The sequence below is a fragment of the Streptomyces sp. NPDC048420 genome (genome assembly GCF_040651535.1).
In the GTDB taxonomy this organism is placed as follows: Bacteria; Actinomycetota; Actinomycetes; order Streptomycetales; family Streptomycetaceae; genus Streptomyces.
Window position 1 is genome coordinate 1 of record NZ_JBEZKG010000010.1, and the last position, 16587, is coordinate 16587.

At 68.8% G+C, this 16587-nt stretch carries 12 protein-coding genes; 3 read left to right on the forward strand and 9 right to left on the reverse strand.

Translation table 11 applies throughout. From position 1 onward, the window contains the following. Positions 1-407: 407 nt before the first annotated feature. From AB0D34_RS19255 to thyX, 3 genes are all read right to left on the reverse strand, one after another. Positions 408-2093 carry a ribonuclease J gene (locus AB0D34_RS19255; RefSeq protein WP_362662981.1) on the reverse strand — a complete coding sequence of 562 codons (1686 nt, stop codon included), beginning with the start codon at positions 2091-2093 and terminating at the stop codon, positions 408-410. A gap of 153 nt (positions 2094-2246) precedes the next feature. Beyond that, positions 2247-3146 (reverse strand): 4-hydroxy-tetrahydrodipicolinate synthase, encoded by a 900-nt coding sequence (gene dapA / locus AB0D34_RS19260; RefSeq protein ID WP_362662982.1) that lies wholly within the window; start codon positions 3144-3146, stop codon positions 2247-2249. A gap of 211 nt (positions 3147-3357) precedes the next feature. Continuing rightward, on the reverse strand, positions 3358-4092 hold the full coding sequence (gene thyX, locus AB0D34_RS19265) for an FAD-dependent thymidylate synthase (RefSeq protein WP_362662983.1): 735 nt from the start codon (positions 4090-4092) through the stop codon (positions 3358-3360). A 153-nt stretch (positions 4093-4245) separates the two neighbouring features. On the opposite strand from thyX, the gene AB0D34_RS19270 reads away from it, so the two are divergent. Together AB0D34_RS19270 and AB0D34_RS19275 are read left to right on the forward strand one after the other, a co-directional pair. Next, positions 4246-4485, forward strand: coding sequence for a hypothetical protein (locus AB0D34_RS19270; RefSeq protein ID WP_362663502.1), 240 nt, complete (start codon positions 4246-4248; stop codon positions 4483-4485). A gap of 90 nt (positions 4486-4575) precedes the next feature. Then, on the forward strand, positions 4576-5130 hold the full coding sequence (locus AB0D34_RS19275; protein ID WP_362662984.1) for a phage holin family protein: 555 nt from the start codon (positions 4576-4578) through the stop codon (positions 5128-5130). A gap of 84 nt (positions 5131-5214) precedes the next feature. Here AB0D34_RS19275 and AB0D34_RS19280 read toward each other — a convergent pair whose 3' ends face one another. The 6 genes from AB0D34_RS19280 to eccD all read right to left on the reverse strand — a co-directional run bounded on the left by AB0D34_RS19280 (position 5215) and on the right by eccD (position 12367). Then, on the reverse strand, positions 5215-5667 hold the full coding sequence (locus AB0D34_RS19280; protein ID WP_362662985.1) for a hypothetical protein: 453 nt from the start codon (positions 5665-5667) through the stop codon (positions 5215-5217). 7 nt (positions 5668-5674) lie between these two features. Continuing rightward, positions 5675-6427 (reverse strand): 4-hydroxy-tetrahydrodipicolinate reductase, encoded by a 753-nt coding sequence (gene dapB, locus AB0D34_RS19285; protein ID WP_362662986.1) that lies wholly within the window; start codon positions 6425-6427, stop codon positions 5675-5677. 25 nt (positions 6428-6452) lie between these two features. Continuing rightward, the gene (locus AB0D34_RS19290; protein ID WP_362662987.1) at positions 6453-7832 is read right to left on the reverse strand and encodes a pitrilysin family protein; all 1380 of its coding nucleotides are present in this window, start codon (positions 7830-7832) and stop codon (positions 6453-6455) included. Then, positions 7829-10048 carry a polyribonucleotide nucleotidyltransferase gene (locus AB0D34_RS19295; RefSeq protein ID WP_362662988.1) on the reverse strand — a complete coding sequence of 740 codons (2220 nt, stop codon included), beginning with the start codon at positions 10046-10048 and terminating at the stop codon, positions 7829-7831. Before AB0D34_RS19295 ends, AB0D34_RS19290 begins: the two co-directional genes overlap by 4 nt. A gap of 314 nt (positions 10049-10362) precedes the next feature. Next, positions 10363-10650: a 30S ribosomal protein S15 gene (gene rpsO, locus AB0D34_RS19300; protein ID WP_005479656.1), complete on the reverse strand. Its 288-nt coding sequence runs from the start codon at positions 10648-10650 to the stop codon at positions 10363-10365. Between the two features lie 253 nt (positions 10651-10903). Continuing rightward, entirely contained in the window at positions 10904-12367 is a 1464-nt protein-coding gene (gene eccD / locus AB0D34_RS19305; protein WP_362662989.1) for a type VII secretion integral membrane protein EccD, read from the reverse strand. A gap of 260 nt (positions 12368-12627) precedes the next feature. Between eccD and eccCa the strand changes: the two genes are divergently transcribed. Next, complete coding sequence (gene eccCa, locus AB0D34_RS19310; protein ID WP_362662990.1) at positions 12628-16575, forward strand: type VII secretion protein EccCa; 3948 nt, start codon at positions 12628-12630, stop codon at positions 16573-16575. Positions 16576-16587: the final 12 nt, after the last annotated feature.

The following is a 16587-nucleotide window of genomic DNA, read 5'->3' on the forward strand; positions in this document are numbered from 1 at the left end:
CCTCGCCCCAGCCGAATGACCGGAGACGGGGTATCAACATATCTGGCGTTGATTTTTGGCACGCTGTTGAGTTCTCAAGGAACGGACGCTTCCTTTGTACTCACCCTCTCGGGCTTTCCTCCGGTGCTTTTCCCTTCGGTCTTGCGTTTCCGACTCTATCAGACCGTTTCCGGTTCCGATTTCCTCGGTGCTTTCCAGGTTCCCGCTTCCGCGTTTCCCTTTCCGGCGGCTCCGACTTTATCAGAAGTCCTGAGTCGGATTTCCCGCCCCGTTCGGGGACTGGGTCCGGCGCACGAAGCGGCCGGGTTCCCCCCGAGGCGGAGCCGTAAACGTACTGGAGCGGGGCGCCTCGATGCAAATCGAGGCGCCCCGCTCCCAGTTCACTCGGACGGCCGTCCGACGAACCGTCAGACCTCCACCACCACGGGGAGGATCATCGGCCTGCGGCGATACGTGTCGGAGACCCACTTGCCCAGGGTCCGACGCACCAGCTGTTGCAGCTGGTGGGGTTCGACCACGCCGTCCTGTGCCGAGCGCTCCAGGACCTCGGTGATCCTGGGGATCACGTCGCCGAACGCCGAGTCCTCGATGCCCGAGCCGCGCGCCTGGATGTGCGGGCCACCGGTGATCTTGCCGGTGGACGAGTCGACGACCAGGAAGACCGAGATGATGCCCTCGTCTCCGAGGATCTTGCGGTCCTTGAGCGCCGGCTCGCCGACATCGCCGACCGAGAGGCCGTCGACGTAGACGTAGCCCGCCTGGACCTTGCCCGAGATCTTCGCCTTGCCCTCGACGAGGTCGACGACGACGCCGTCCTCGGCGATGACGATGCGGTCATGCGGGACGCCGGTCAGGGCGCCCAGCTCGGCGTTGGCGCGCAGGTGGCGCCATTCGCCGTGGACCGGCATCAGGTTCTTCGGGCGGCAGATGTTGTAGAAGTACAGGAGCTCGCCCGCGGACGCGTGGCCCGAGACGTGCACCTTGGCGTTGCCCTTGTGGACGACGTTGGCACCCCAGCGGGTCAGGCCGTTGATCACGCGGTAGACCGCGTTCTCGTTACCCGGGATCAACGAGGAGGCGAGGATGACCGTGTCGCCGTTGACGATCCGGATCTGGTGGTCGCGGTTGGCCATGCGGGACAAGGCGGCCATCGGTTCGCCCTGCGAGCCCGTGCAGACCAGGACCACCTCGTGGTCCGGGAGGTCGTCGAGCGTCTTGACGTCGACCACCAGGCCCGGGGGGACCTTCAGATAGCCGAGGTCCCTCGCGATGCCCATGTTGCGGACCATGGAGCGGCCGACGAAGGCGACCCGGCGGCCGTACTCGTGGGCCGCGTCCAGGATCTGCTGGATGCGGTGGATGTGGCTGGCGAAGCTCGCCACGATGATCCGCTTGCGGGCATTGGCGAAGACCTGCCGCAGGACGTTCGAGATGTCCTTCTCGGGCGGGACGAAGCCCGGGACCTCGGCGTTCGTCGAGTCCGAGAGAAGCAGGTCGATGCCCTCCTCGCTCAGCCGCGCGAAGGCGTGCAGGTCCGTGAGGCGGCCGTCCAGCGGGAGCTGGTCCATCTTGAAGTCGCCGGTGTGGACCGCCATGCCCGCGGGGGTACGGATGGCCACGGCCAAGGCGTCGGGGATGGAGTGGTTGACCGCGACGAACTCGCAGTCGAAGGGGCCGATGCGCTCGCGGTGCCCCTCCGCCACCTCAAGGGTGTACGGGCGGATGCGGTGCTCCTGGAGCTTGGCCTCGATGAGCGCGAGGGTCAGCTTGGAGCCGATCAGCGGGATGTCCGGCTTCTCGCGGAGGAGATAGGGGACGCCGCCGATGTGGTCCTCGTGGCCGTGCGTGAGGACGATGCCCTCGATGTCGTCGAGGCGGTCCCGCACAGACGAGAAGTCCGGCAGGATCAGGTCAATTCCGGGCTGCTCCTCCTCCGGGAAGAGCACGCCGCAGTCGACGATCAGCAGGCGGCCGCCGTACTCGAAGACCGTCATGTTTCGGCCGATCTCGCCGAGACCGCCGAGTGGGGTGACCCGCAGGCCGCCCTCGGGGAGCGGCGGGGGCGGGGCCAGTTCGGGATGCGGATGACTCAAAAGACTCTCCTCACCACTCACGCCACGTACCGGTGGGGCACATGGCGTGCGTGACGTTCGTGCGTGTAGCAGTTGTCGTTGTGGTGCGGGCACCGGTGGCCCGCGTATTCAGTTGTTGAGTCTGGTTGCGCGCCGGGCGCGCGAAGTCTGGTGCTAGAGCTGTACCCCGCCGGCGGCAAGATCGATCTTGAGCTGCTCGATCTCCTCGGCGGAAAGCTCGACCATGGGGGCGCGCAGGGGCCCGGCGGGCAGGCCCTGGAGGGCGAGCGCCGCCTTGGTCGTCATCACGCCCTGGGTGCGGAACATCCCCGTGTAGACGGGAAGCAGCTTCTGGTGGATCTCGGTGGCCTTCTGGACGTCGCCGGAGACGAACGCCTCGACCAGGGCGCGCAGGTCCGGGGTGACCACATGGCCGACGACCGAGACGAAGCCGACCGCGCCCACGGAGAGCAGCGGGAGGTTCAGCATGTCGTCGCCGGAGTACCAGGCGAGGCCGGAGCGGGAGATGGCCCAGCTCGCGCGGCCGAGGTCGCCCTTGGCGTCCTTGTTGGCGACGATCCGCGGGTGCTCGGCGAGCCGGACCAGCGTCTCGGTGCTGATCGGGACACCGCTGCGGCCCGGGATGTCGTAGAGCATGACGGGCAGCTCGGCGGCGTCGGCGACGGCCTTGAAGTGCCGGTACAGGCCCTCCTGCGGGGGCTTGTTGTAGTACGGCGTCACGATCAGCAGGCCGTGCGCGCCGGTCTTCTCGGCGGTGCGGGCCAGCTCGATGCTGTGGCGGGTGTCGTTGGTGCCGACGCCGGCGACGACGTGGGCTCGGTCGCCGACCGCCTCCAGTACGGCTCGTACTAGGTCCTTTTTCTCCGCGTCGCTGGTGGTGGGGGACTCGCCGGTGGTGCCGTTGACGATCAGGCCGTCGTTGCCTGCGTCCACCAGGTGGGTGGCGAGCCGCTGTGCGCCGTCGAGGTCGAGTGCGCCGTCCGCCGTGAACGGCGTGACCATGGCGGTGAGGACCCGCCCGAAGGGGGTCTGCGGAGTGGAGGTCGGAGCCATGGCATACACGCTACTCGGTGCTCATCACACGGTCTGCCCTCGGGGGCTCGGGAAAGTCCGGACAAATGCGGAGCCCGGCACTGCCTGCTCGGGGGTTCAAGCAGTGCCGGGTCCGTTTGATCAGGCTAGATGAACTTCTCCAAATGCCGCAATCCGGACACTTCGCGAGGTGGATCCGCACATCTGTGCCCTACCGGGAAACAGGCGTCCGTTACGGCGCCATACGGCCGTTCGTGTTGAAGGCCGCGTAGGTGAGCGGCATGAGCTTCGCCCACTCCGCCTCCATCTTCTCGCCGACCATCTCGATCTCCCGCTGCGGGAAGGACGGCACCGTCGCCTCCTCGTGCTGGGTGCGCAGGCCGAGGAAGTGCATGAGCGAGCGGGCGTTGCAGGTGGCGTACATCGAGGAGAACAGGCCGACGGGCAGGACCGAGCGGGCGACCTCACGGGCGACGCCCTCGGCCAGCAGCTTCTGGTAGGCGGTGTACGCCTGCTGGTAGGAGTCGTCGAGGACGCTGCGGACCACCTCGTGCTGCTGGGGGGAGCCCTCGACGAAGACGTACTTGCCGGGGCGGCCCTCCTGGACGAGTTTCCGGTCCGCACCGGGAACGTAGAAGATCGGCTGGAGCTCCCGGTAGCGACCGCTCTCCTCGTTGTACGACCAGCCCACGCGGTGCCGCATGAACTCACGGAAGACGAAGATCGGCGCCGTGATGAAGAAGGTCATGGAGTTGTGCTCGAAGGGGCTGCCATGCCGGTCCCTCATCAGGTAGTTGATCAAACCCTTGGAGCGCTCGGGGTCCTTCTGCAACTCGTCGAGGGACTGCTCACCCAGGGTCGAGACACGGGCAGCGAACAGGACGTCGGAGTCCGAAGCGCTGGACTTCACCAGTTCGACGGTGACGTCGCTGCGCAAGGAGATATTGGGGTCGGCGGCGGGGGTCACGGAAGGTCCTTCCCATCACATCTGCGGTCGGCGCCCACTCTACGTGGCTCTCGTCAGACGATTTGGCGATAGTTGGGCACCATTTGCGGTACCCGCTCGTCTGTACAGGCAGCAGTTGCTGTTTCGATCCCCGAAGGGAGACGTACCCCCATGCTGTTGCGTCGGCGCGAGCCCGTACCGTTCGCCTTTCTCGCCGAAGCCGACAGGTTCCGCAGCAATGTCACTCCGCCACCCCGGCAGCGTGCGTCCGCCAGTGAGATAGCCGGGCGCTGGCTGATGGGAGTCACCGTCGTCGCCGGACTCGTGGGCTCCCTGGTCCTCGGGATGCCGGCGCTGTCACAGGACCAGGCGCCCTCACAGAACCAGCAGTCGCAGGCGTCCCAGGGACACTGACTCAACCGCGCCCCCGAAGGTGGCTCGCGGGGACACCGGCGGATAACCTCACCGGGCACAGCCCACGTATGGATCGAGTGAGGACCCGCCGTGCCCCTGCCCTTCCTGACGGCCGACCGCGCATTCGAGACGCCGGACGACGTCGCGCTGCCGTTCGACGACCGTGACCGCTGGCGGCGTCCTTACCGGCCCGGTCCGTGGCGGGTGGGCGTGGCCGCGATCCTTCTGCTGCTCGCCTCGTACGTGCTGTTCGCCGCGGTGATCATCGCGCTGACCGACAAGCCGTCCGAGGCCGGCGTGGTGCTCGGCATCGCGGTGCTCGTCATCATCGGCGCGCTGCGGCTGCTGCGCGTCGGTGTGTGGGTGAGCGCCCGCGGGGTGCGTCGGGTGGGTTTCCTGTTCACCCGCACGGTGCCCTGGGACCAGGTCGTCGGGGTGCGGACGGCGCAGCAGCCGGTGCGCTGGCTCGGACTGCCCCGCACGGTCCAGGGACAGGCCCTGACCCTCGTACGACAGGGCAGGGCGCCGGAGGACGTGCCGCCGCTGCTGACCACGCACAGCGCGGACTTCCTGGCGCGCGGCCAGGCGTTCGACCGGGCCGCGGACGCGGTGGAGGCGTGGGCGGCGGAGTACGGGCGTATCTGACCGGCTGTACGCCGAAGGGGCCGGTCCGCGACAGCTGCGGGCCGGCCCCTTCGGTGTGTGCGTGAGACGTCGGCGTAGGTGGGGCTAGGCCTCGATCGTCCTGCCGTCATGCAGGGCTATCGCGCGCTGCATCGCCTTGCGGGCCCGCGGGGTGTCGCGGGCGTCGTGGTAGGCGATGGCGAGGCGGAACCAGCTGCGCCAGTCGTCGGGGGCCGCCTCGGTCTCGGCCTTGCGTTTGGCGAAGACCTCGTCGGCCGAGTCACGGTCGATCCGGCCGCCGGGCGTGCGCTTCAGCTCGTCGACGGGCAGGCCGCCCTCGGCGTCGAGTTCGGCGGCGAGGGCGTTGGCCCGGCGGACGAACTGGGTGTTCTTCCACAGGAACCACAGGCCGATCACCGGCAGGATCAGCACCGCCACGCCGAAGGTGACCGTCAGCAGGGTGCCGGACTGGATGAGCATGACACCGCGGCTGCCGACCAGCACGAAGTAGACGAGCAGGACGGCGGCCGTTACGGCGTAGGACAGCTTGGCTCGCATGACGGTGTCAGCCCAGGTCCAGGAAGTGTTCCAGGCCGAAGGTCAGGCCCGGGGTGGTCACCACGCGGCGCGCGCCGAGCAGGATGCCCGGCATGAAGCTGCTGTGGTGGAGGGAGTCGTGGCGGATGGTCAGCGTCTCGCCCTCGCCGCCCAGCAGGACCTCCTGGTGGGCCAGCAGACCGCGCAGCCGGACGGAGTGGACGGGAACACCGTCGACGTCCGCGCCCCGCGCGCCGTCCAGTGCCGTCTCGGTGGCGTCCGGGGCCGGGGCCGTACCCGCCGCGCGCCGGGCCTCGGCGATGAGCTGGGCCGTGCGGGCGGCGGTGCCGGACGGGGCGTCGACCTTCTTGGGGTGGTGCAGCTCGATGACCTCGACGGACTCGAAGTAGGGCGCGGCGATCTGCGCGAACTTCATGGTCAGGACGGCGCCGATGGAGAAGTTGGGAGCGATGAGCACGCCCGTCTCCGGGGACGCGTACAACCAGCCCTTCAGCTTCGCGAGGCGTTCGTCGGTCCAGCCCGTCGTACCGACGACGGCGTGGATGCCGTGGCCGACGCAGTACTCCAGGTTGTCCATCACCGAGGCCGGCGTGGTCAGTTCGACGGCGACCTGGGCGCCACTCTCGGCCAGGGTCTCCAGCTTGTCGCCCCGGCCCAGGGCGGCGACCAGTTCCATGTCCTCGGCGGCCTCGACGGCCTTGACCGCCTCGGCGCCGATCCGGCCCTTGGCACCGAGGACCGCCACGCGCAGCTTGCTCATCTTCTTGCTTCCTTAAGGGGAGGGCTTACGCGACCGCTTCGTGCAGTCGAGCGGCCTGCTTGTCCTTCAGCGGGCCTATGACCGACAGCGACGGGCGCCGTCCCAGGATCTCGCGGGCGACCGCACGCACGTCGTCCGGGGTGACCGAGGCTATCCGCGACAGCATGTCGTCGACGGACATCTGCTCGCCCCAGCACAGCTCGCTCTTGCCGATGCGGTTCATCAGCGCGCCGGTGTCCTCAAGGCCCAGGACCGTGGAGCCCCTCAGCTGGCCGATGGCGCGGCCGATCTCGTCGTCCGAGAGGCCGTGTTCGGCGACCTGGTCGAGTTCGTCGCGGCAGATCTTCAGCACGTCGTGGACCTGCGAGGGCCGGCAGCCGGCGTACACGCCGAACAGGCCGCAGTCGGCGAAGCCGGAGGTGTAGGAGTAGACGCTGTACGCCAACCCGCGCTTCTCCCTGACCTCCTGGAACAGCCTTGACGACATGCCGCCGCCCAGCGCGGTGTTCAGGACGCCGAGGGCCCAGCGGCGCTCGTCGGTGCGGGCGAGTCCCGGCATGCCGAGGACGACGTGGGCCTGTTCGGTCTTGCGGCCGATCAGCTCGACGCGGCCCGCGGTGCGCAGGGCACGCCTGCCGTCTCGCGGGGCGATGGGCGTGGCGTCGGGGTTCTTGAGGGCGCCGGCCTTCTCGAAGGCGGCGCGGACCTGGCGTACGACCTTGTTGTGGTCGACGTTGCCCGCTGCTGCCACGACCAGGTGCGTGGGGTCGTAGTGCTTCTTGTAGAAGCGGCGGATGCGGTCGGCGGTGAGGGCGTTGACGGTGTCGACCGTGCCGAGGACCGGGCGGCCGAGGGGGTTGTCGCCGAACATGGTGGACGCGAACAGGTCGTGCACGCAGTCGCCCGGGTCGTCCTCGGTCATGGCGATCTCTTCGAGGATCGCGCCGCGCTCGACGTTGACGTCCTCTTCGAGGATCAGCGAGCCGGTCAGCATGTCGCAGACGACGTCGATGGCGAGCGGCAGGTCGGCGTCGAGCACGCGTGCGTAGTAGCACGTGTACTCCTTCGCCGTGAACGCGTTCATCTCGCCGCCGACCGCGTCGAGGGCGGAGGAGATGTCCAGGGCGGACCGGCGCTGGGTGCCCTTGAAGAGGAGGTGCTCCAGGTAGTGCGTGGCGCCGTTCAGGGACGGTGTCTCGTCACGGGAGCCCACGTGCGCCCAGATGCCGAAGGTCGCGGAGCGGACCGAGGGGAGGGTCTCGGTGACGATGCGCAGGCCGCCCGGGAGGGTGGTCTTGCGGACCGTGCCGATGCCGTTCTCGCCCTTGATCAGGGTTTGGGTACGGGCGACGGCCCGCGCCTCCGAGGAGGTGCGGGCCGTCGCCGTCGAGCTGCTCGACGTCACTTGTCGGTGTCGTCCTTCTTGTCGTCGTCCGCTTCTTCGCCCTCAATGACCGGGATCAGGGAGAGCTTGCCGCGGGAGTCGATCTCGGCGATCTCGACCTGGACCTTGGCGCCCACGCCGAGCACGTCCTCGACGTTCTCGACGCGCTTGCCGCCGGCCAGCTTGCGGATCTGCGAGATGTGCAGCAGACCGTCCTTGCCCGGGAGCAGCGACACGAACGCGCCGAACGTGGTCGTCTTGACGACCGTGCCCAGGTAGCGCTCGCCGACCTCCGGCATGGTCGGGTTGGCGATCGAGTTGATCGTGGTGCGGGCGGCCTCGGCGGCCGGGCCGTCGGCGGCACCGATGTAGATGGTGCCGTCGTCCTCGATCGTGATCTCGGCGCCGGTGTCCTCCTGGATCTGGTTGATCATCTTGCCCTTGGGGCCGATGACCTCACCGATCTTGTCCACGGGGATCTTGACGGTGATGATCCGCGGGGCGTTCGGGGACATCTCGTCCGGCGTGTCGATCGCTTCCATCATCACGTCAAGGATGTGGAGGCGGGCGTCACGGGCCTGCTTGAGAGCGGCGGCCAGGACGGAGGCGGGGATGCCGTCCAGCTTGGTGTCGAGCTGGAGGGCGGTGACGAACTCCTTGGTGCCGGCGACCTTGAAGTCCATGTCGCCGAAGGCGTCCTCCGCACCGAGGATGTCGGTGAGCGTGACGTAGTGCGTCTCGCCCTCGATGTCCTGGGAGATCAGGCCCATGGCGATACCGGCGACGGGGGCCTTCAGCGGCACACCGGCGTTCAGCAGCGACATGGTGGAGGCGCAGACCGAGCCCATGGACGTCGAGCCGTTGGAGCTCAGCGCCTCGGAGACCTGGCGGATCGCGTAGGGGAACTCCTCGCGGGTCGGCAGGACCGGGACCAGGGCGCGCTCGGCGAGGGCGCCGTGGCCGATCTCGCGGCGCTTCGGGGAGCCGACGCGGCCGGTCTCGCCGGTGGAGTACGGCGGGAAGTTGTAGTTGTGCATGTAGCGCTTGCGGGTCACCGGGGAGAGGGTGTCCAGCTGCTGCTCCATACGGAGCATGTTGAGGGTGGTGACGCCCAGGATCTGGGTCTCGCCACGCTCGAACACCGCGGAGCCGTGCACGCGCGGGATGGCCTCGACCTCGGCGGCGAGCGTACGGATGTCCGTGACGCCACGGCCGTCGATGCGCTTCTTCTCCTTGATCACGCGCTCGCGGACGAGCTGCTTGGTCAGGGAGCGGTACGCGGCGGAGATCTCCTTCTCGCGGCCCTCGAACTCCGGCAGGAGCTTCTCGGCGGCGAGCGCCTTGACGCGGTCCAGCTCGGACTCGCGCTCCTGCTTGCCCGCGATGGTCAGCGCGGAGGCGAGCTCCGGGCGGACGGCGGCGGACAGCGCCTCCAGGATGTCGTCCTGGTAGTCGAGGAAGATCGGGAACTCGCCGGTCGGCTTGGCGGCCTTGGAGGCGAGGTCGGCCTGGGCCTTGCAGAGCACCTTGATGAAGGGCTTCGCGGCTTCCAGACCGGCGGCGACGACCTCCTCGGTCGGGGCCTCGGCGCCGCCCTTGACCAGCTGGATGGTCTTCTCGGTGGCCTCGGCCTCGACCATCATGATCGCGACGTCGCCGTCCTCCAGGGTGCGGCCCGCGACGACCATGTCGAAGACGGCGTCCTCGAGCTCGGAGTGCGTCGGGAAGGCCACCCACTGGCCGTTGATCAGCGCGACGCGGACGCCGCCGATCGGGCCGGAGAAGGGCAGGCCGGCCAGCTGGGTGGACGCGGAGGCGGCGTTGATAGCCACGACGTCGTACAGGTGGTCGGGGTTGAGCGCCATGATGGTGGCGACGACCTGGATCTCGTTGCGCAGGCCCTTCTTGAAGGAGGGGCGCAGCGGGCGGTCGATCAGCCGGCAGGTGAGGATGGCGTCCTCGGAGGGGCGGCCCTCACGGCGGAAGAAGCTGCCGGGGATCTTGCCGGCGGCGTACATCCGCTCCTCGACGTCCACCGTCAGGGGGAAGAAGTCGAGCTGGTCCTTGGGGTTCTTCGAGGCGGTGGTGGCCGACAGCACCATGGTGTCGTCGTCCAGGTAGGCCACGGCGGAGCCGGCGGCCTGCTTGGCGAGGCGGCCCGTCTCGAAGCGGATGGTGCGGGTGCCGAAGGAGCCGTTGTCGATGACGGCCTCGGCGTAGTGGGTCTCGTTCTCCACTAGCGTGTTCTCCGTTACTTTCGTCTGCGTTTCGTCTTTTGTCCTGGTCCGCCCGTGTGGCGGAGGGACATGAGCGGAGAAGCGCTCCATCTGGTGCGGGCCGGTCTTCGATCGAAGCACCCGGGTTCGCAAGGCCCGGGGGCCACTACCGAGGACCGGCGGCGGCGAGGTGCACTTCTCTCCTCGTGGATACAGCGTTGGTACTGCGTTGTGCTACCACACTACAAAGTGGGTGTGACACCGCGCACGTTTCCGTACGTACGGCAAAGGGAGCGGCCCCCGATCGTTTCGGGAACCGCTCCCTTCACGGCGTCCTACTTGGCGCCCGCCGCACCGCGGCGGATGCCGAGGCGGTCGACCAGCGCACGGAAGCGCTGGATGTCCTTCTTCGCCAGGTACTGGAGAAGGCGACGGCGCTGACCGACCAGGATCAGCAGACCACGACGGGAGTGGTGGTCGTGCTTGTGGGTCTTGAGGTGCTCGGTCAGGTCCGAGATACGGCGCGAGAGCATCGCGACCTGGACCTCGGGGGAGCCGGTGTCGCCCTCCTTGGTACCGAACTCGGTGATGATCTGCTTCTTCGTAGCGGCGTCGAGCGACACGCGTACTCCTCGTAGTCTCTTTGGGTAGCCACCGAGTGCCCCTGGTCCACTTCTCAGGGGAGCTTCCGTAACTCGGGAGGCGGGGATCCGCTGGGCGCGGCCTCCAGAGCGCTGGGCTCCGGGGGTGCGTACACAAACGGCCGTCAGCCAGCGTATCAGCCCGGCAGGAGTGCCCCGGGCCACGCCGGCGTCGTACACATGACGCAGCGGCTGCCACCGGGTGACAGCCGCTGTCAACTGCGCGGGACGGTCGTCAGCTCGTCATGCCGCGGGCCGCCGCGTACAGGTCGAGGACCGCGAGGCAGAGCGGGACGAGCGAGAGGAGCACCGCGCCCTCGCTCAGGTCGAGCATGCGGCCCCAGAACGGGGTCACGCCCTTGCGCGGCACGATCAGGGCCACGGCCACCAGGAGCATGGCGCCGAACGCGACCGCGGCGGAGAGCCAGACGGTGCGGATGTCCAGCGGGGCGTGGTTGTGGTTGTAGACGAGCTCTTCCATGATGTCGGCCGGCGGGTTCAGGGCGAGGCCGAGGACCAGCAGGGCGACGGTGATGATGCCCGAGATCATCAGGGTCACGACCTGGGACGTGTACAGGAAGAGACGGGCCCGCATCAGCATGGCGAGGCCGGCCGCCAGGGACAGGAGCTGGGCCCAGCCGCTGGTGGAGAAGCCGAGCACCACACCGGCGGAGGCGACACCGGTGACCGCGCTGCCGCCGACGAGGCCGAGCAGCAGCTCGTGGCCGCGGCGGGCCTGGTCGGTGATGAGCTGGTAGTCGACCGGCTCCTGCTCCTGCTGGTCCTCGGCGCGACCGCGCTTGGCGATCTGGTCGGGCGAGCGGAAGCCGATGGGCAACCGGGAGAAGCGGGCGGACCAGCCGGGCAGGAAGCCGATCACGGCGACCATGACCACGGCGGTGACGGCGGCGGTCTCGCGCGGCTCGGCCTCGGAGACGATCGCGGCGAAGGTGGCGAGGACGCCGATGCCGGCGCCGAACGCGGCGGCGATGAAGGGCGCGTCCTTCTGCGGGAGCATCAGGACGAGCAGCACCGCGGCGACGAGGACGGCGGCGAAGCCGACGAGGAGGTTCAGCCGGCCGGGACCCTCGCCCGCGTCCAGGCCCATGATGCCGGAGCCGCCGACCATCAGGTGCGGCAGCGAGGCGAGTCCGAGGGCGACGGCCGCGTGGTGGTCGTCGTAGACCCGCGCGCGGACGGAGGCAAGCGCGACGAGGACGACACCGGTGACGCCCGCGATGACGCCGGGCAGGCCGTGCATGTCGTGGCGCAGCGGCTCGGAGAACCACAGCGCCAGCGCCATCATGGTCAGCAGCAGTGCGCCGGCGGTCAGGCCGACGATTCGCATCATGCCGTCGTTCCAGCTGCGCCGGTCGGCCTCGACGACTGCGGCCACGGCGTCCACGACATCGTCGAAGACAGCGGGCGGCAGCGAGTCCGCGAACGGCCGCAGGAGCAGCAATTCACCATCGCGTATCTGCTGTTCGGCGAGCGAGCGGCCGTCGTCGAGGACGGAGCCGTCCCTGCGCACGAGGTTGTACCCGGTGGGCGCGGCCTCTTCGGGCGTCTGTCCCGACAGCCGCAGAATCTCCGGGTATACGTCAGAGAGCGGCACGTCCTCGGGGAGTGCCACATCGATCCGGCTGTTCGGTGCCGCCACCGTGACCCGGCAGAATCCGGTTGCTGAAACCGTACTCACCTGACGGTTCCCCCTAGTCCAGTACTCGGTGATTCGTCGCGGTTTGCCAGGGCGAAACCCGCTCCGCGCTTCGTTTGGAGCGTCACCCTACCGTCCTCTTGCGGCATCTCCTCATCCCCTCCCGGCTCAACGGGCCCGCAGAACAGTAGGATCAACGCCCGACTCACGTGTGGGCTGAGCCCCATGAGTCGACGAACGTACGGGGGCCGTCACGACGGGGGCGGTTCGACATTGCGATTGCGTGAAGGACTGGTGGATCGGTGAGCGTTGTCATCGTCAAGCGCCCGCCGCGGGTTTACCCGCCGGAGGTGCCGAGTGAGGAGGTCAAGCTCGAGTCCCCTCCCGAACTCCCTCGTACCGAGGACGACAGCATGCTGATGAACCTGCTGCCCATGCTGGGCATGGGTTCGTCAGCAGCGTTCTTCTTCATGCCGAACAGCTCCGCGAGCGGCGGCTTCATGAAGGTCATGGGCGGTCTGATGCTGGCGTCCACGGTCGCCATGGTCATCGCCCAGATCGTGCGGTCCCGCAAGGGGCCCTCCGGTCAGATGGCCGAGGCCCGGCGCGACTACCTCAAGTACCTGGCGCAGAAGCGGCGCGAGGTGCGGCGCACGGTGCACAAGCAGCGGGACGCGCAGTACTACCTGCACCCGGCGCCGGAGCAGCTGTGGGCGCTGATCGCGGAGGGTTCCCGGCTGTGGGAGCGGCGTTCGACGGACCAGGACTTCGTCCAGGTGCGGATCGGCCTGGGCCCGCAGCAGTTGGCGACGCCGCTGGTCGCGCCCGACACCGCGCCGGTCGACGAACTGGAGCCGCTGACCGCCCACTCGATGCAGCAGTTCATCGCGAGCTACGGCACGCTCGGTGACCTCCCGCTGGCGATCGGGCTGCGCTCCTTCTACCACGTGACGATCTCCGGCGACCCGGAGACGGTCTACGGCCAGACCCGCGCCGTGGTCGGCCAGTTGGCCTCGCTGCACTCCCCCGACGACGTGGTGATCGCGGTCGTGGCCGCGCCCGGTGCCGCGGTGGACTGGGAGTGGACCAAGTGGCTGCCGCACATGCAGCACAAGGAGTCCGACGGCGCCGGCAGCCGCCGTCTGCTCTGCTTCGACCTCGGCGAACTGGAGGAGATGATCGCCCACCAGCTGGAGGGCCGTCCCCGCTGGAGCCGGGACGGCTCGGCGGTGCTCGACCAGCCGCACGTGGTCGTCGTCCTCGACGGCGGCGGGGTCCCCGCGGACTCGGTGCTCGCCTCGGCGGAGGGCCTGCAGGGCGTGACCATCATCGAGGTGGTCCCCGGTGACCTCGACGAGGCGCGCGGCTCGCTGTCGGTGCGGGTGTGGCCCGACGGCATGGAGCTGGAGGCGGGCACGGGTGTCTTCACCGGTGTCCCGGACGTGCTGTCGCAGGCGCAGGCCGAGTCGCTGGCCCGGCAGCTGGCGCCGCTCAGGCTCGGTGCCGCCGACGCGGACGAACCGCTGCTGGCGAACCTGGACTTCACCGACCTGATGCAGATCGGTGACGCGGCGGGCGTGGACGTCTCGCGCACCTGGCGGCCGCGCACGCTGCACGAGCGGCTGCGGGTGCCGATCGGTCTCGGCGAGAACGGCGAGCCGGTCATGCTGGACATCAAGGAGGCCTCGCAGGAGGGCATGGGCCCGCACGGCCTGTGCGTCGGCGCCACCGGTTCCGGAAAGTCGGAGCTGCTGCGCACCCTGGTGCTGGGCCTCGCGGTCACGCACTCCTCCGAGACGCTCAACTTCGTCCTCGCGGACTTCAAGGGCGGTGCGACCTTCACCGGCATGGGCTCCATGCCGCACGTCTCCGCGGTCATCACCAACCTGGCCGACGAGCTCACCCTCGTCGACCGCATGCGCGACTCCATCACCGGTGAGCTGACCCGCCGCCAGGAGCTTCTGCGCACGGCCGGCAACTACGCCAACATCACCGACTACGAGAAGGCCCGCGCCGCCGGTGCCGCTCTCGACCCGCTGCCCTCGCTCGTCCTGATCATCGACGAGTTCAGCGAACTCCTCGCCGCCAAGCCGGACTTCATCGAGATGTTCATCCAGATCGGCCGGATCGGCCGTTCGCTGGGTGTGCACATGCTGCTCGCCTCGCAGCGACTTGAGGAGGGCAAGCTGCGCGGCCTGGACACCTTCCTGTCGTACCGCATCGGCCTGCGGACCTTCTCGGCCGCCGAGTCCCGTACGGCGATCGGTGTGCCCGACGCCTACCACCTGCCGAACGTCCCCGGCGCGGGCATCCTCAAGTACGACACCGAGACGATGGTGCAGTTCAAGGCCGCGTATGTGTCGGGCACCTACCGGGCGAACGGCCCGATGGCGCAGGGCGGCGGCCGGATCGACCGCTCCCCCGTGCTGTTCACGGCGGCGCCGGTGCCGGTGCGGATCCTCGCCGAGCCGGAGCCGGAGACCCGCAGCAACCAGGTCGACGACGCCCTCGCCGACACCGTCCTCGACGTCATCGTCAGCCGCCTGGACGGGCAGGGTCCGCCCGCCCACCAGGTGTGGCTGCCGCCGCTGGACGAGCCGTTCAGCCTCGACCAGGTGCTGCCGGCGCTCAACATCAGCGCGGAGCGCGGTCTGCACGCCGAGGCCTATCACGCCCAGGGCAAGCTGATCGTCCCGGTCGGTCTGGTCGACAAGCCCTTCGAGCAGCGCCGTGACGTGATGTACGCGGACCTGTCGGGTTCCGCCGGTCACGCGCTGATCGTGGGCGGTCCGCAGTCCGGCAAGTCGACGCTCGTTCGCACGATGATCACGTCGTTCGCGCTCACCCACACCCCGGCCGAAGTGCAGTTCTACGCCCTCGACTTCGGCGGCGGCGGCATGCTCGCGCTGGAGAACCTGGCCCACATGGGCGGCGCCGCCTCCCGTCTGGACCAGGAGAAGGTCCGCCGTACGGTCGCTGAGGTGCACGGCATCCTCAACGCCCGTGAGGAGTTCTTCCGCTCCAAGAGCATCGACTCCATGAACACCTTCCGCTCCCGCCGGGCGCAGGGGCACTACCCCGACCAGCAGTGGGGTGACGTCTTCCTGATCATCGACGGCTGGGCGACGTTCAAGAACGACTACGAGATGCTCGACCCGGTCATCGCGGACATCGCTCAGCGGGGTCTCGGTTTCGGCATCCACCTGGTCATCACCGCAACCCGGTACACGGAGATGCGGCCGGCACTGCGCGACCAGATCCTGAGCCGGCTCGAACTGCGGCTCGGTGACGCGATGGAGTCGGAGTTCGACCGCAAGCGCGCCGAGAACGTGCCGATGGGCAAGCCCGGCCGCGGTCTGTCCCCGGACAAGCTGGACTACCTCGCCGCGACGCCCCGGATCGACGGGTCGACACAGGTGGAGGACCTCGCCGACGGCATGGCGCACCTCGTGCAGAGCGTCAACAACGCCTGGCAGGGCCCGACGGCCCCGAAGGTGCGGATGCTCCCGACGATGCTGCACGCGTCCGAGCTGCCCGGTGGCGGCGACTTCGGCAGCCGCGGTATCGCGATCGGCGTCGACGAGCTCACCCTCTCGCCGGTCTTCGTGGACTTCGAGACCGACCCGCTGTTCGTCATCTACGGCGAGAGCGAGTCCGGCAAGTCCTCGCTGCTGCGGTTCATGGCCAAGCAGATCTCGGAGCGGTACGCCCCCAACAAGGCGCTGTTCGTGGTGTCGGACTTCCGGCGCGCGCTGCTCGGCCAGGTGCCCGAGAGCCACATGTACAAGTACTGCGCCTCGGGTCCGCAGCTCCAGGAGGTCATGGAGTCGCTGGCCGGTTCGATGAGCCGCCGTATGCCGGGTCCGGACGTGACGCCGGACCAGCTGCGCAACCGGTCCTGGTACAACGAGCCCGACGCGTTCATCTTCATCGACGACTACGACCTCGTCGCCACGTCGATGGGCAACCCGATGTCGGTGCTCATGGAGTACCTGCCGTTCGCGCGTGACCTCGGTCTGCGCATCATCCTGGCCCGCACCACCTCCGGTGCCTCACGCTCCTCCTTCGAGCCGGTCCTCACCCGGATCAAGGAGCTCGGCGCGCAGGGCATCGTGCTGTCCGGCGACCCGTCGGAGGGCCCGGTGTTCAACAACATCAAGGCCACTCCGCAGCCGCAGGGCCGTGGCCAGTTCATCTCCCGCCGGTCGAGCGGCCAGCTCGTCCAGACGGGATACCTGCCGGAGAGCTGAGCCTGCTCTGGT

Bases quoted from the DNA above. Each gene is read 5' to 3' on its own strand.
- dapB (WP_362662986.1), bottom strand. From the start codon at position 6,427: ATGAGCAAGCTGCGCGTGGCGGTCCTCGGTGCCAAGGGCCGGATCGGC.
- AB0D34_RS19280 (WP_362662985.1), bottom strand. From the start codon at position 5,667: ATGCGAGCCAAGCTGTCCTACGCCGTAACGGCCGCCGTCCTGCTCGTC.
- dapA (WP_362662982.1), bottom strand. From the start codon at position 3,146: ATGGCTCCGACCTCCACTCCGCAGACCCCCTTCGGGCGGGTCCTCACC.